The sequence below is a fragment of the Enterobacter cloacae complex sp. ECL414 genome (assembly GCF_021869685.1).
Classification (GTDB): Bacteria; Pseudomonadota; Gammaproteobacteria; order Enterobacterales; family Enterobacteriaceae; genus Enterobacter; species Enterobacter kobei.
In genome coordinates, this window is sequence record NZ_CP091481.1 from 4,034,612 (window position 1) to 4,048,607 (window position 13,996).

Annotated in this window: 13 protein-coding genes and 1 riboswitch; of the genes, 8 read left to right on the forward strand and 5 right to left on the reverse strand. The window is 54.8% G+C overall.

The genetic code is table 11. From position 1 onward, the window contains the following. Positions 1-19: 19 nt before the first annotated feature. Together L3068_RS19350 and nudF are read right to left on the reverse strand one after the other, a co-directional pair. Positions 20-442, reverse strand: a complete 423-nt coding sequence (locus L3068_RS19350; protein WP_003862516.1) for a DUF1249 family protein — start codon at positions 440-442, stop codon at positions 20-22. After that, entirely contained in the window at positions 439-1,071 is a 633-nt protein-coding gene (gene nudF / locus L3068_RS19355) for an ADP-ribose diphosphatase (protein ID WP_008502974.1), read from the reverse strand. The genes L3068_RS19350 and nudF overlap by 4 nt, the downstream gene beginning before the upstream one ends. Before the next feature lie 198 nt (positions 1,072-1,269). On the opposite strand from nudF, the gene tolC reads away from it, so the two are divergent. The 3 genes from tolC (at position 1,270) to L3068_RS19370 (ending at position 4,777) form a co-directional block, all read left to right on the forward strand. Next, positions 1,270-2,754, forward strand: coding sequence for an outer membrane channel protein TolC (gene tolC / locus L3068_RS19360; RefSeq protein ID WP_086527700.1), 1,485 nt, complete (start codon positions 1,270-1,272; stop codon positions 2,752-2,754). A 194-nt stretch (positions 2,755-2,948) separates the two neighbouring features. Then, the gene (locus L3068_RS19365) at positions 2,949-3,614 is read left to right on the forward strand and encodes a DUF1190 family protein (protein ID WP_014885260.1); all 666 of its coding nucleotides are present in this window, start codon (positions 2,949-2,951) and stop codon (positions 3,612-3,614) included. A 2-nt stretch (positions 3,615-3,616) separates the two neighbouring features. Further along, the gene (locus L3068_RS19370) at positions 3,617-4,777 is read left to right on the forward strand and encodes a glutathionylspermidine synthase family protein (protein WP_117582180.1); all 1,161 of its coding nucleotides are present in this window, start codon (positions 3,617-3,619) and stop codon (positions 4,775-4,777) included. A gap of 82 nt (positions 4,778-4,859) precedes the next feature. Here the strand turns inward: L3068_RS19370 and ygiD are convergent, their stop codons facing one another. After that, complete coding sequence (gene ygiD / locus L3068_RS19375) at positions 4,860-5,648, reverse strand: 4,5-DOPA-extradiol-dioxygenase (protein WP_117582178.1); 789 nt, start codon at positions 5,646-5,648, stop codon at positions 4,860-4,862. Between the two features lie 523 nt (positions 5,649-6,171). On the opposite strand from ygiD, the gene L3068_RS19380 reads away from it, so the two are divergent. From L3068_RS19380 to L3068_RS19395, 4 genes are all read left to right on the forward strand, one after another. After that, on the forward strand, positions 6,172-6,732 hold the full coding sequence (locus L3068_RS19380; RefSeq protein WP_014885263.1) for a fimbrial protein: 561 nt from the start codon (positions 6,172-6,174) through the stop codon (positions 6,730-6,732). A gap of 75 nt (positions 6,733-6,807) precedes the next feature. Next, positions 6,808-9,246: a fimbria/pilus outer membrane usher protein gene (locus L3068_RS19385; RefSeq protein WP_117582176.1), complete on the forward strand. Its 2,439-nt coding sequence runs from the start codon at positions 6,808-6,810 to the stop codon at positions 9,244-9,246. A 6-nt stretch (positions 9,247-9,252) separates the two neighbouring features. After that, positions 9,253-10,014, forward strand: coding sequence for a fimbrial biogenesis chaperone (locus L3068_RS19390; protein WP_117582174.1), 762 nt, complete (start codon positions 9,253-9,255; stop codon positions 10,012-10,014). Next, on the forward strand, positions 9,998-11,059 hold the full coding sequence (locus tag L3068_RS19395) for a fimbrial protein (protein WP_014885266.1): 1,062 nt from the start codon (positions 9,998-10,000) through the stop codon (positions 11,057-11,059). Before L3068_RS19390 ends, L3068_RS19395 begins: the two co-directional genes overlap by 17 nt. 44 nt (positions 11,060-11,103) lie before the next feature. On the opposite strand, the gene ribB is transcribed toward L3068_RS19395, so the two are convergent. Beyond that, a complete protein-coding gene (gene ribB, locus L3068_RS19400; RefSeq protein ID WP_014885267.1) occupies positions 11,104-11,757 on the reverse strand; it encodes a 3,4-dihydroxy-2-butanone-4-phosphate synthase in 654 nt (217 codons plus the stop codon). 106 nt (positions 11,758-11,863) lie between these two features. Then, a riboswitch (FMN riboswitch) is annotated at positions 11,864-12,014 on the reverse strand. Between the two features lie 119 nt (positions 12,015-12,133). Between ribB and ubiK the strand changes: the two genes are divergently transcribed. Continuing rightward, entirely contained in the window at positions 12,134-12,430 is a 297-nt protein-coding gene (gene ubiK, locus L3068_RS19405) for a ubiquinone biosynthesis accessory factor UbiK (RefSeq protein WP_014885268.1), read from the forward strand. A gap of 102 nt (positions 12,431-12,532) precedes the next feature. Here ubiK and hldE read toward each other — a convergent pair whose 3' ends face one another. Next, entirely contained in the window at positions 12,533-13,963 is a 1,431-nt protein-coding gene (gene hldE, locus L3068_RS19410; RefSeq protein WP_014885269.1) for a bifunctional D-glycero-beta-D-manno-heptose-7-phosphate kinase/D-glycero-beta-D-manno-heptose 1-phosphate adenylyltransferase HldE, read from the reverse strand. Between the last annotated feature and the right edge of the window lie 33 nt (positions 13,964-13,996).

A 13,996-nucleotide genomic window follows, 5' to 3' on the forward strand; every position in this document is an offset into this window, starting at 1 on the left:
CTTAGGTAGGTTTATGACGCTAACAAACCGGAATCGCCATTGCTCCATGTGCTAAACAATATCTTAGCCAGTCGGCTAAAAACTGGTTAATTTGATGCTTTTCGTCGCGTTGATGCAACTTTTTATTCGGGTAATCATACCGCGCCTTGAAGCGAAAGATCTGCTGACTCGAACACACTTCAGCGACCATCGCATCATGATAGAGGCGCACCGTCATTGACGGCAGGCTCCAGTAGCTAATGCTGGGCGCCGTTTGTTCAATTTCGACCAGCGTAGTGTAGCGCGTTGATTCTGTTATCGTTAACCGATACTGCGCATTGCTCACCTGATAGCTTACCGTTTCGCCGGGTGCGTCATTTCTCGGCAGCAGGCGGCGCAATTGTGCGAAATTGGTTTCGCACAGGCGCATCATTTCTGGGAAGTCAGGTGTATAGCGCTTCATTTTTTCCACTCGTTTCGTAATGTCTGATAATGCAGTTGCAGCCATTGCAGGGCAATGACAGACGCTGCGTTGTCGATTTTCCCCTCTTCTACCCACTGATAAGCCTGTTCCCGGCTCACCACATGAACCCGAATATCTTCGTTTTCATCAGCCAGACCGTGGATCCCTTCCGCCGTCGTGGCGTCCACTTCGCCCACCATGATGGACAAGCGCTCGCTGGTGCCCCCCGGGCTCGCCAGATAACTCAACACCGGTTTTGTACGACCAACCACCAGCCCGGCCTCTTCCAGCGCCTCGCGGCGGGCGACGTCTTCAACCGTCTCGCCCTCTTCGATCATCCCGGCCACCATCTCCAGCAGCCACGGGCTCTCACTGACGTCATACGCGGCGATGCGGATCTGCTCCACCAGCACAACTTCGTCACGCACTGGGTCAAAGGGTAGCAAGACAGCCGCATGCCCGCGCTCAAAAATTTCGCGTCTGATTTCGCCGCTCATTTCACCGTTAAACAGGCGATGCCTGAAACGGTAAAGATCCATTGAAAAAAAACCGCTATAAAGCGTTTCTCGTGCAATAATTTCTACATCGTTTTTGGCGAATGTCACGGGCAACTTTTCTGGTTTTTGCATGAGTCGAGTCCTGGTAGCAATGGTGATGAAATTGTGAATTTCAAGGCTGTTTGGCTGCCGTTTGTAAGGCTATATGGTAGATTGGTGCAAATTACCGCCAGATGGCACGTAACGCCAACCTTTTGGTGTGGATGATTCTGTTAGAATCGGCAATTATTTTTTAATTAGATCAGCGCTAATACTGCTTCACAACAAGGAATGCAAATGAAGAAATTGCTCCCCATCCTTATCGGCCTGAGCCTGACGGGCTTCAGTGCAATGAGCCAGGCGGAAAACCTGTTACAGGTCTACCAGCAGGCACGTCTGGGCAACCCTGATTTACGTAAATCAGCGGCCGATCGTGATGCTGCGTTTGAAAAGATTAACGAAGCGCGTAGCCCACTGCTGCCGCAGTTAGGTTTAGGTGCAGATTATACCTACAGCAACGGTTTCCGCGACGCTAACGGCGTTAACTCCAATGCTACCAGCGCCTCACTGCAATTAACACAGACGCTGTTTGATATGTCCAAATGGCGTGCCCTGACCCTGCAGGAAAAGAGCGCGGGTATTCAGGACGTCACCTATCAGACCGATCAGCAGACGCTGATCCTGAACACGGCCACCGCGTATTTCAACGTGCTGAGCGCCATCGACGCGCTCTCCTACACTGAAGCGCAGAAACAGGCGATTTACCGTCAGTTGGATCAAACCACCCAGCGCTTCAACGTGGGTCTGGTAGCGATCACCGACGTACAGAACGCCCGTTCACAGTACGACACCGTGCTGGCTAACGAAGTGACCGCGCGTAATAACCTCGACAACGCGCTCGAAGCGCTGCGTCAGGTCACCGGCAACTACTATCCTGAGCTGGCCTCTCTGAACGTGGACAGCTTTAAGACGGATAAACCGCAGGCGGTTAACGCGCTGCTGAAAGAGGCGGAAAACCGCAACCTGAGCTTGCTGCAGGCGCGTCTGAGCCAGGATCTGGCCCGCGAGCAAATTCGTCAGGCGCAGGACGGCCACCTGCCAACCCTGAGCCTGAGCGCGTCTACCGGCGTCTCTGATACCAGCTACAGCGGCTCTAAAACCAATACGTCACAGTATGACGACAGCAATATGGGCCAGAACAAAGTGGGCCTGAGCTTCTCCCTGCCGCTGTACCAGGGTGGTCAGGTTAACTCGCAGGTGAAACAGGCGCAGTACAACTTTGTTGGCGCGAGCGAGCAGCTGGAAAGCGCGCACCGCAACGTGGTGCAGACCGTTCGCTCTTCCTTCAACAACGTGAACGCCTCTATCAGCAGCATCAATGCCTATAAACAGGCCGTGGTGTCTGCACAGAGCTCCCTGGACGCGATGGAAGCCGGTTACTCCGTGGGTACACGTACGATTGTTGACGTGCTCGACGCGACCACCACGTTGTACAACGCGAAACAGCAGCTCTCCAGCGCACGTTACCAGTACCTGATTAACCAGCTGAACATCAAACAGGCTCTGGGTACGCTGAACGAGCAGGATCTGCAGATGCTGAACAGCACGTTGGGCAAACCGGTTTCAACGTCGCCAGAAAGCGTCGCGCCTGAGAACCCGGATCAGGTTGCCGCCGTTGATAACTTCAACGCTAACGGTAGCACCCCTGCGGCACAGCCAGCCGCCGCGCGTAGCACGGCCCCCGCAAGCAGCGGTTCTAACCCGTTCCGTCATTAAGCATTGCCCGATGGCGCTTCGCTTATCGGGCCTACTTAATCGTAGGCCGGGTAAGCGAAGCGCCACCCGGCGCAAAATCACACCCGAACGTAAGCCAACGTAAAGATCCCCCTGATTCCGCCCCTCTTCGCTTCATTTTCAACCACTCATCCTCTATCCTGAGCGTTATTACCACTGGGTCCTGGAAGACAAATATGAAACGGACAAAAACGATTAATCACGCGTCGTTCCGCAAAAGCTGGAATGCGCGCCACCTCACGCCCGTTGCGCTGGCGGTTACGGCTGTCTTTATGCTGGCAGGCTGTGAGAAAAACGACGAAACGGTTTCGCTGTATCAAAACGCAGATGACTGTTCCGCTGCAACCGGTCAGGCCGCAGAATGTAAGACGGCGTACACCAACGCGCTGAAAGAAGCGGAACGCACTGCGCCGAAGTATGCCTCACGTGAAGACTGTGTGGCGGAGTTTGGTGAAGGCCAGTGCCAGCAGACGCCAGCTCAGGCAGGTATGGCGCCGGAAAATCAGGCGCAGGCGCAGTCCAGCGGCAGCTTCTGGATGCCATTAATGGCAGGTTACATGATGGGCCGCCTGATGGGTGGCGGCGCGGGTTACCAGCAGCAGCCGCTGTTTAGCTCGAAAAACCCGGCCAGCCCGGCCTATGGTCAATATACCGATGCCAGCGGCAAAGGCTACGGCGCAGCAACCCCGGGCCGTACCGTGACCGTTCCGAAAACCGCAATGGCGCCGAAACCTGCGACCACCAACACCATTACTCGCGGTGGGTTTGGTGAGTCTGTGGCGAAACAGACCAGCATGCAGCGCAGTGCGTCAGGCACCTCTAGTCGCTCAATGGGCGGCTGATCATGGAACGAGTCAGTATTACCGAACGCCCGGACTGGCGCGAAAAAGCGACCGAGTACGGGTTTAACTTCCACACCATGTACGGGGAACCGTACTGGTGTGAAGATGCTTACTACAAGCTCACGCTCGCTCAGGTGGAAAAGCTTGAAGACGTGACCGCAGAACTGCACCAGATGTGCCTGAAGGTGGTGGAGAAAGTCATCGACAGCGACGAGCTGATGACCAAATTCCGCATTCCAAAGCACACCTGGAGCTTTGTTCGTCAGTCATGGAAAACAAATCAGCCTTCGCTCTACTCTCGCCTCGATCTGGCATGGGACGGCGTGGGCGAGCCTAAGCTTCTGGAAAACAACGCGGATACGCCAACCTCTCTGTACGAGGCGGCATTCTTCCAGTGGATTTGGCTGGAAGATCAGATGAACGCCGGAAACCTGCCGGCAGGCAGCGACCAGTTCAACAGCCTGCAGGAGAAGCTTATCGCGCGTTTCGCCGAGCTGCGCGAGCAGTTTGGCTTCAACCTGCTGCACCTCGCCTGCTGCCGCGACACGGAAGAAGACCGTGGAACGGTGCAGTATCTGCAGGACTGTGCCGCCGAAGCCGACGTGGCGACTGAATTCCTTTATATCGAAGATATCGGTTTGGGAGAAAAAGGTCAGTTTACGGATATGCAGGATCAGGTGATCAGCAACCTCTTCAAGCTCTATCCGTGGGAATACATGCTGCGCGAAATGTTCTCCACCAAGCTGGAAGATGCGGGCGTGCGCTGGCTGGAGCCGGCATGGAAAAGCATTATCTCTAACAAAGCTCTGCTGCCGATGCTGTGGGAAATGTTCCCGAACCACCCAAACCTGCTGCCAGCGTATTTTGCAGAAGATGATTTCCCGCCGATGGAGAAATACGTCGTTAAGCCGATTTTCTCCCGCGAAGGCGCGAACGTGTCGATTATCGAAAACGGCAAAACGGTGGAAGCGGTTGAAGGACCGTACGGCGAAGAAGGGATGATCGTCCAGGCATTCTATCAACTGCCGAAGTTTGGCGACAGCTATACGCTGATTGGCAGCTGGCTGATTAACGACCAGCCCGCCGGGATTGGCATTCGCGAAGATCGCGCGCTGATCACGCAGGATCTGTCACGCTTTTATCCGCATATTTTTATTGAGTAAAACTTGCCCGGTGGCGCTACGCTTACCGGGCCTACGCGCGACATGTAGGCCGGGTAAGGCGAAGCCGCCACCCGGCATGTTTTTACCCAATTTGCACCGACAGCATACTCAGACTGCCCATCTCAATACCATCGACCGGGAGTGTCACCGGCTCCTGACCATCCCACGCGCCAAGAACGTACAGCAGCGGCAGGAAGTGTTCCGGCGTCGGGTTAGAGAGCGAACCGCCTTCGTGATCCAGATAGTTCACTAACGGGTGCTCTTCACCCGGTCCCTGCCAGGTCAGATTGGCTTTCACGTAATCGTTGAAAGCAGTAGCCCACGGGTACGGCGTATTTTCACCGTGCCAGCGTGCCGTGCGCAGGTTATGCACCACGTTGCCGCTCGCCACCAGCATGATGCCTTCATCACGCAGCGTCGCCAGCTTACGCCCCATTTCCAGATGCCAGGCTGCCGGTTTGGTGCTGTCGATGCTGAGCTGCACCATCGGGATATCCGCATCAGGATACATTTTAATCAGCACGCCCCACGAGCCGTGGTCAAAGCCCCAGGCCTCTTTATCCAGCGCTACAGGAACAGGCGCCAGCAGTTCGACCAGACGCTCTGCCAGTGCAGGCGAGCCCGGTGCCGGATAGTGCGTGTCATAAAGCGCCTGCGGGAAGCCGCCAAAATCATGTATGGTTTTTGGCGTTTCCATGGCGGTCACGCCCGTTCCCCGGGTGAACCAGTGTGCAGATACCACCACAATCGCTTTCGGCCGCGGCAACGTCTCCCCCAGCTGACGCCAGGCGCGGGTATAGACGTTGTCTTCGAGAACATTCATTGGGCTTCCGTGGCCTATAAACAGGGCGGGCATACGGGAAGAAGTCATGATGATATCCTTACAGAAGGTGTTAATTTAATGGTGCTACATTACGCGCAATCTGGCGCAGATGAACGCAGATAAGCATGAAGATCATCATCAGGAAATTTGAACATCCGGAACAACATAAGAAAAAATGAATGTCAGTGATGAGATTGAACCTGATTCAGCGCCAGGCAGCAGGCATCGGCGGTGGCAAACATACTAAAAATTAATAAATTCAATGAAAAAATAGTACTCACTGATAGTCTCTTTTTTTTACACGTATTTTTACATTTATTTATTTCCTGAAAGTCAACTTTTAAATAAGACATTATTATCGCTAATATGACCTTTGTTTCACGCGACTGAAAAATCCATTTTTCGCTGTTAATCCGATACTAAAGATCACTTCAGATTATATTTTAATGTTGACTACATTTATTTTTAAGAGCAATTAATCGCACTCACTCTTTTTTCACAGGTATAATCTCATGGTAATTTTCTGAAAATTAATATTCAGAGTATGAATTCATTGGAAAAGGATATTTTCATGCATGCAGGTAAAAAAGCACTGTTAGCCGTTGCGATGGCAACAATTGTCTCTGGTTCAGCATTTGCCGCCGATCAGGGCTCCGGGAAAATTAAATTTAAAGGCGTTGTTATTGACGCGCCTTGCAGCATTGCACCAGACAGCGTTGATAAAGAGGTGGATCTCGGTGAAGTGACCACCGCCGTCATTAATGCAAACAAGAAGTCCACCCCCGTTGCGGTAGATATTAACCTGCAGAACTGCGTTCTGTCAGATCCCGACGATGAGACGGCGACGCCAATAACCAAAGTGGAAGTGACGTTCAGCAGCACCGCCACCTACGCATCAGATACCAGCCTTCTGAGCAACACCTATGCAAGCGGTGCTGAAAACGTCGGTGTCCGTCTGCTGGACAACGACGAAGCAAACATCACCCTTGGCTCGGCAAAAACGGTGGATCTGCTGCCTAATTCAGACACCCAGACGCTGCACTTTAAAGCGCGTATGGAAGTGCCGACAGGTACCACTGCCACCGCGGGCCAGGTTGAAGCTAACGCCAACTATGTGCTGATGTATAAATAACGATTAAACATGATCCGTTATACCGACTGGTGATGTTTACCAGTCGGCTTTTTTATTTATTCGAGTAACAGAATGATGAAAAATAAATCACAATCGATAATCATCATTACTGCCATCTTGCTTGCGCACGCCGCCTCTGCCACTGAATTTAATATTAATGCTATCGATAAAGATTTACGGTCGGGCATTGATCTTTCTCGCTTTAAAGAAGAGACGTCCGTTACGCCAGGACGTTATTTTGTCACCGTCGCGATCAACGATATTCCACTGGCAAACGGCTGGGAACTGACCTGGAAAGAGGTTGATAACAAAGCCGAAGTCTGTATTCCCGCAGAACTGGCAGACACCTTTGGCCTTCAGGACACTGTTCGTAAGACCCTAACGCTTAAACAGGGCTGCGTGGATTTTACTCCGCAGGCGGATATTAAATTCCGCTTCGAGCAATCAACCCAAACGCTGCACGTCACCGTACCTCAGGCCATGATGCAATTTCGTCCGAACGACTGGATGCCCCCCTCCACCTGGGACAACGGCGTGGCCGGCGTGCTGCTGGACTACAACCTCTTTGCCAGCCATTATCAGCCGCAGGAAGGTAGCAGCACGGATAACGCGAACGCCTACGGTACCGCAGGTGCCAACCTGGGTGCATGGCGGCTACGTAGCGATTATCAGTACAATCAAACGCATGCCGAGGGAGGGTCAACCCATAACGGCCGCTTCTCACGCGTCTATATGTTCCGTCCTCTGCCGACGCTTGGCGCGAAACTGACGCTGGGTGAGACAGACTTTCAGTCCGCTATCTTTGATGCCTTTACCTATACCGGGGCGTCGCTGATCAGCGATGAGCGCATGCTGCCCTGGTCTCTTCGCGGCTATGCACCGCAAATCGCCGGGATTGCGCAAACTAACGCCACCGTCACGGTGAGTCTCGCTGACCGCGTGATTTATCAAACTAAGGTGCCACCCGGCCCGTTTGTCATTCAGGATTTGAACCAATCCGTCCAGGGCACGCTGGACGTTAAAATTACCGAAGACGATGGCCGCGTGAGCACGTTTCAGGTGTCCGCCGCCTCCGTGCCCTTCCTGACGCGCAAGGGCCAGGTTCGCTACAAGCTTGCCGTGGGCAAACCCCGCGAAGATGCATCGCATGCCCTTGAAGACAGTGCCTTTATGAGCGGCGAGTTCTCGTGGGGCCTGTTCTCCAACACCTCACTGTACGGCGGCACGCTCGCCGATGGCGATAACTATCGCTCCATCGCAGCGGGCATCGGGCAAAACCTCGCGCTGATCGGGGCCCTCTCCTTCGATGTGACCCAGGCGACCAGCCAGCTCCCGAACAAGCCCTCTCAGACGGGTTACAGCTATCGCTTCAACTACAGCAAACGCTTTGATACCACGGGAAGCCAGCTTACCCTGGCCAGCTACCGCTACTCCGACCCGCAATTCCTCAGCTACGCACGCTTCCTGGACAGCGAAAATAATGACAGCCAGTCGGAAAAACAGACGTTTAGCATCACGGCCAGCCAGTACATTCCCGCGCTGTCACTCAATCTCTACCTTAGCCTGCTCCGGCAAACCTGGTGGGACGAAGCGCCATCCAATACGGGCAGCCTGACCGCGGGGTATAACTTCGATCTGGGCCGCTGGAAAAACCTTGGCGTTTCGGCATCGTTCAGCAAAACCCACTATGAAGATCGCGAGGACGACAATCAGTTCTACCTGTCTCTCAGCGTGCCGCTGGATCCTGACCATCGCCTCAGCTATGACCTGCGCAACAGCGACAACCTGAGCCAGACCCTCTCGTGGTACGACACCTCTGATAAGAACAACACCTGGGGCGTTTCTGCCGGTACCGAAAGTCAGCAGACCGATGCAGGCGCGCAGTTCAGCGGAAACTACCAGCACTACTCCCCGCTCGGCGATCTCAACGTTTCCGGAAGTTATAAGGCGAATGACTACAGCTCCCTCAGCGCCAGCTGGAATGGGTCCTTCACCGGTACGGCAAAAGGCATGGCCCTGCACCGCCGCAGCTACGGCAACGAACCGCGTGTCATGGTGAGCACGGACGGCATCAGCAATATTCCGCTAAACATGTCGCGTGACCAGACCAACGCCTTCGGGATCGGGGTGCTTCCTTCGTTCTCCAGCTACTCACCGTCGAGCGTGCAGGTCAACCTGAACGATCTCCCCGAAGGCGTAGACGTGGATAACCGCGTCATGACTTCGACCTGGACAGAAGGGGCCATCGGCTACCGCCAGATCGCCACCCGGGCGGGAAATGATGTTCTGGGCATCCTGCGAACCGCATCAGGCATGCCGCCGCTGGGCGCGCGCGTCCAGATGGCGGATAGCGGTAAAGACGTGGGTATCGTTGCCGACGAGGGCCATGTCTGGCTGGGCGCCGTACAGCCCGAGCAGCAATTCCTGGTAACCTGGGGCGACGCCAGCCAGTGTCGCTTCACGCTACCTTCACACCTCACTAACCTTTCGCAGCTTATGCTGCCGTGTCAGTAAATTATGATGAAACTCACTCCACTGAAAAGCCTGTGCCTGATGTTGATCGGTACAGCATTCGCCACCCAGGCGGCCATCAATCTGGATCGTACCCGCATCGTCTTTCCCGAAACCGACAAGGCCAGCAGCCTGAAGGTCGATAACCAGAGCAAAACGCTCCCCTATCTTGCGCTCTCCTGGATCGAAGACGAAAACGGTCGTAAGGAAGACAGCCACTTTATGGCGCTTCCTCCGATCCAGCGCATTGAGCCCGGATCGTCATCCCAGGTCAGGATCGTGAAGCAGGCGGCCACCAGCGCGCTGCCAAAAGATCGGGAATCGCTCTTCTACTTCAACCTGCGCGAAGTGCCACCAAAAAGCGCCAGCCTCGACGATGATCGCAGCGTCATGCAGGTCGCCATGCAGAGCCGTATCAAGCTGTTCTGGCGCCCGAAGGCTATCGTGAAAAAAGCAGGCGATCGTTCTGAAATGCGCATGGAGGTGACGGCAACGGCAAAAGGGCTGACAATTCATAACCCTACACCTTATTACCTCACCCTCGCCTGGCTAAGCAAAAATGGTAAAACCATGCTGCCCGGCTTTGACAGCCTGATGCTGGCACCCTTTACCAGTGCCTCTGTCACCACCGGCGGCTATCACGGCAGCTATTACAGCATTGGTTATATCGACGATTACGGCGCACTGCGAAAGCTTGACGCAACCTGTCAGGGGACGTCGACCTGCCAACTTAAGGATGCGAAGGCCACAAGCGATGCGAAAGCTCACTAATGTTTTGATCGCGATGCTGCTGGCGCTGCTGCCCTTAAAAGCCGCGCTGGCGCTCGATTGCTATCTGGGCGCTCAGGGCGGCCCGGTGGAAGAGACAAAAACGATCAGTCCGTTCGCGATCCCCAGCAATGCACAGGTGGGGCAAAAGATCTGGGAATCTGACGACATTAAAATCCCGGTCACCTGTAACCACGATGTGGCCGGCAGCTTCGAAAAAGAGGACGTCTATGCCTGGGTCAACCCCTATCCAGCCGCTTCCGACCCTTACTACGAGCTGGGGGTTACCTATGAAGGCATGGATTATGACGCGACGGGGCAGCCAAACGGCGTAGATACCCGCCAGTGCCTTGATAATAACAACATCACCATGTACACCCCGGAACAAATTAAGCAAATGGGGTGGGAGAACCGGCTATGCTCAGGCAATGCCAATGATATTCACACCACGCGCACGTTCATTGCCCGACTGCGCCTTTACGTTCGTATAAAGGCCGTTCCGCCGCACGGCTACAAAAGTTCGCTGGGGGACTACGTCGTGGTGCAGTTTGACGGAAAAGGCGGGGTTAACCAGATGGCCGATGCAAAAAACCTCAAGTACCACATTAACGGGTTAGAAAACATTACCGTCCTCGACTGCGGCGCAACCTTCAGTATTTATCCTGAGAACCAGGAGATTGATTTCGGTACCTTCAGTGCGCGCGACATCGTGAATCAGCAAACGCGCAACCGCACCTTTACGGTTAAAACCACGAAAGTGCAGGACGCCCAGTGTTCAGATGGCTTTAAAATGGACTCATCGTTTTACACGACGGAGTCGCTCTCCGAAAACGACACTGCCCTGTTGATTGGAAATGGCTTAAAGCTACGTATCCTCAATGGAACCCAGCCTTATACCTTCAACCACTACGAAGAGTATGCGGATTTCACCGGGAGTACGTTGAACTATGAACAAACCTATACCGCGGAGCTCTCCCCCGACGCGGGAAAAGCCATTCAATCAGGTCCGTTCGAAACGGTGGTGCTGTTTAAAATTAACTACCACTAGCCACAAAAAAGCCGGGTTTCCCCGGCTTTTTCACATCAGCGGTTTCAGCTGGCTTTGCGCTCGTGCGCCTGGCGGTACTCCACCAGATCTTCAATCGTGACTACCGGCATGTTGTGCAGACGCGCAAAGGTAATGCACTCCGGCGCGCGCGCCATGGTGCCATCATCGTTGGTCAATTCACACAGCACGCCAGCAGGTTTAAAGCCTGCCAGGGTCACCAGATCGATAGTTGCTTCGGTATGACCACCGCGGGTCAGCACGCCGCCCGGCTGCGCACGCAGCGGGAAGACGTGGCCAGGACGGTGCAGATCGGAGGGTTTCGCCCCATCCGCAATGGCTGCACGCACGGTGGTCAAACGGTCAGCCGCCGACACACCAGTGGTTACGCCATGTGCAGCTTCAATGGTCACGGTAAAACCGGTCCCGAAGGCGCTGGTGTTATTTTCAACCATCATTGGCAGATCAAGCTGCTGGCGGCGTTCTTCGTTGATACACAGGCATACGATGCCGCTACCGTGACGGATGGTCAGCGCCATCTGCTCAACGGTCATGTTTTCGGCAGCGAAAATCATGTCGCCTTCGTTTTCACGGTTTTCATCGTCAAGCACCATCACACCGCGGCCTTCGCGCAGTGCATCCAGTGCATGTTCAACACGTTGAATTGAAGTGCCAAAAGAGGAAAGTAGCGTCTGATTCATGGTAAAAAAACCTCATTAACATTATGGTTACCAGAATCAGGGCAGTCTTAGGAGCGCCGAACAAGCGGCAAAAAGATAACGTGAGCGGGCCCATGCCCGACTGGATCGTTACTCTCTCCCATCCGGACTCTAACCGTCGGCCCCGGAATTACACCGGATCTGCTGACCTTTGAGTAGTCACCCAAAGCGCTCGCGGGCTTTCAGCGTGAAGCTGATTTACCGCCGGTGGGGAATTTCGCCCCGCCCTGAGAATAAGCGAGATAACTATAACGCTATTGATTATGCTGGGCAATGCATAAGCATCAAACAATTTTGTTTACCCCGGGCATGACGCGCTACAATGGACACTGACACCTTTCCATCAAGGGAAACGACAATGATTGACCCAAAGAAAATTGAGCAAATTGCGCGTCAGGTTCATGAATCCATGCCAAAAGGCATTCGTGAATTTGGTGATGACGTTGAGAAGAAAATCCGCCAGACGCTGCAGGCGCAGTTGGTTCGCCTTGATTTAGTTAGCCGCGAAGAGTTCGACGTGCAGACGCAGGTTCTGCTGCGCACCCGCGAGAAGCTGGCGCTGCTGGAACAGCGTCTGAGCGAGCTGGAAAACCGTCATGCACCGGAAGAAGTGAAGCCGGCACCGGCGATTCCACCGGTGGATGATCAGGCATAAGTGCGGCCTGTTGTGCCCGGTGGCGCTTCGCTTACCGGGCCTACATGATCGCGGCGCAGCCGCCACGCGACATGAAAAAAACGGGCCAACTGGCCCGTTTTTTTACTGACTGTCTTTCTGGATCTTCCTGATGATGTTGGTGGTTGAACATCCGTCCTCAAAGTTGAGCACCATCACTTCACCACCGTTGGCCCAGACCTCTTCGCTACCCGCGATTTGCTCCGGCTTGTAATCACCGCCTTTGACCAGCAGGTCCGGCAGAATGCCAGCAATCAGGCGCTGCGGGGTATCTTCTTCAAACGACACCACCCAGTCCACCGCTTCCAGCGCGCCGAGCACAATCATGCGCTGCTCCAGCGGGTTCACCGGACGTGTTTCGCCTTTCAGACGTTTGGTCGACGCATCGCTGTTGACCGCCACAATCAGACGATCGCCCAGCTTGCGCGCATTCGCCAGATAAGAGACGTGACCCGCATGAAGAATGTCGAACACGCCGTTGGTCATCACCACTTTCTCGCCGCGTTTACGCGCAGCGGCAACAGCCACTTTCAGCTCGTCTTCGGTCATGACGCCAAAACCGGTGTCGGCACGCCCGCGCACCGCGTTTTCCAGCTCGATAGGGGAAACGGTTGAGGTCCCGAGTTTGCCGACGACCACACCCGCCGCAGCGTTCGCGAAGTAGCAGGCCTCTTCCAGGGAGTTACCCGCTGCCAGCGTCGCCGCCAGCACGCCGATCACCGTATCACCGGCACCGGTCACGTCGTACACTTCCTGCGCCTGGGTTGGCATATGCAGCGGCGCTTTGCCCGGCTGCAGCAGCGTCATCCCCTGCTCGGAGCGGGTCACCAGCAGCGCAGACAGCTCGAAGTCAGCAATGATCTTCATGCCGCGTTCAACCAGTTCTTCTTCGGTTTTGCACTTGCCCGCCACCGCTTCGAACTCAGAGAGGTTTGGCGTCAGCAGCGTCGCGCCGCGATAGCGCTCAAAATCGGTGCCTTTCGGGTCAATCAGCACCGGCACGTTAGCGTTACGCGCCAGCTGAATCATCGTTTGCACGCTCGCCAGCGCACCTTTCGCGTAGTCGGACAGCACCAGCGCACCGATATTACCCAGCGCCTGGTTAATGCGCTCGTGCAGCGGCTCAGGATCAACGCCTTCAAACCCTTCTTCAAAGTCGAGGCGGATCAGCTGCTGGTTGCGCGACAGCACGCGCAGCTTGGTAATCGTTGGGTGGGTCGGAACAGAAACGAAGTCGCACTTCACGTTCACGTCCGCCAGCGACTTGCTCAGCGCACGCGCCGCATCGTCGATGCCGGTCAGGCCAACCAGACGCGACTGTGCGCCCAGGGAGGCAATGTTCATCGCCACGTTTGCCGCGCCGCCGGGACGCTCTTCAATGGTATCGACCTTAACCACCGGTACCGGTGCTTCCGGAGAAATACGGCTGGTTGGTCCATACCAGTAGCGATCCAGCATCACATCCCCGACAACCATTACTCCAGCACGTTCAAACTCTGGCAGTGTTACTTTCATTCCTGACTCCAGAAAGATTCACAATTTGCGCGC

Bases quoted from the DNA above. Each gene is read 5' to 3' on its own strand.
- L3068_RS19390 (WP_117582174.1), top strand. From the start codon at position 9,253: ATGAAACTCACTCCACTGAAAAGCCTGTGCCTGATGTTGATCGGTACA.
- hldE (WP_014885269.1), bottom strand. From the start codon at position 13,963: ATGAAAGTAACACTGCCAGAGTTTGAACGTGCTGGAGTAATGGTTGTC.
- ygiD (WP_117582178.1), bottom strand. From the start codon at position 5,648: ATGACTTCTTCCCGTATGCCCGCCCTGTTTATAGGCCACGGAAGCCCA.
- tolC (WP_086527700.1), top strand. From the start codon at position 1,270: ATGCAAATGAAGAAATTGCTCCCCATCCTTATCGGCCTGAGCCTGACG.
- L3068_RS19370 (WP_117582180.1), top strand. From the start codon at position 3,617: ATGGAACGAGTCAGTATTACCGAACGCCCGGACTGGCGCGAAAAAGCG.
- ribB (WP_014885267.1), bottom strand. From the start codon at position 11,757: ATGAATCAGACGCTACTTTCCTCTTTTGGCACTTCAATTCAACGTGTT.
- nudF (WP_008502974.1), bottom strand. From the start codon at position 1,071: ATGCAAAAACCAGAAAAGTTGCCCGTGACATTCGCCAAAAACGATGTA.
- L3068_RS19365 (WP_014885260.1), top strand. From the start codon at position 2,949: ATGAAACGGACAAAAACGATTAATCACGCGTCGTTCCGCAAAAGCTGG.
- L3068_RS19350 (WP_003862516.1), bottom strand. From the start codon at position 442: ATGAAGCGCTATACACCTGACTTCCCAGAAATGATGCGCCTGTGCGAA.
- L3068_RS19395 (WP_014885266.1), top strand. From the start codon at position 9,998: ATGCGAAAGCTCACTAATGTTTTGATCGCGATGCTGCTGGCGCTGCTG.
- ubiK (WP_014885268.1), top strand. From the start codon at position 12,134: ATGATTGACCCAAAGAAAATTGAGCAAATTGCGCGTCAGGTTCATGAA.
- L3068_RS19380 (WP_014885263.1), top strand. From the start codon at position 6,172: ATGCATGCAGGTAAAAAAGCACTGTTAGCCGTTGCGATGGCAACAATT.
- L3068_RS19385 (WP_117582176.1), top strand. From the start codon at position 6,808: ATGAAAAATAAATCACAATCGATAATCATCATTACTGCCATCTTGCTT.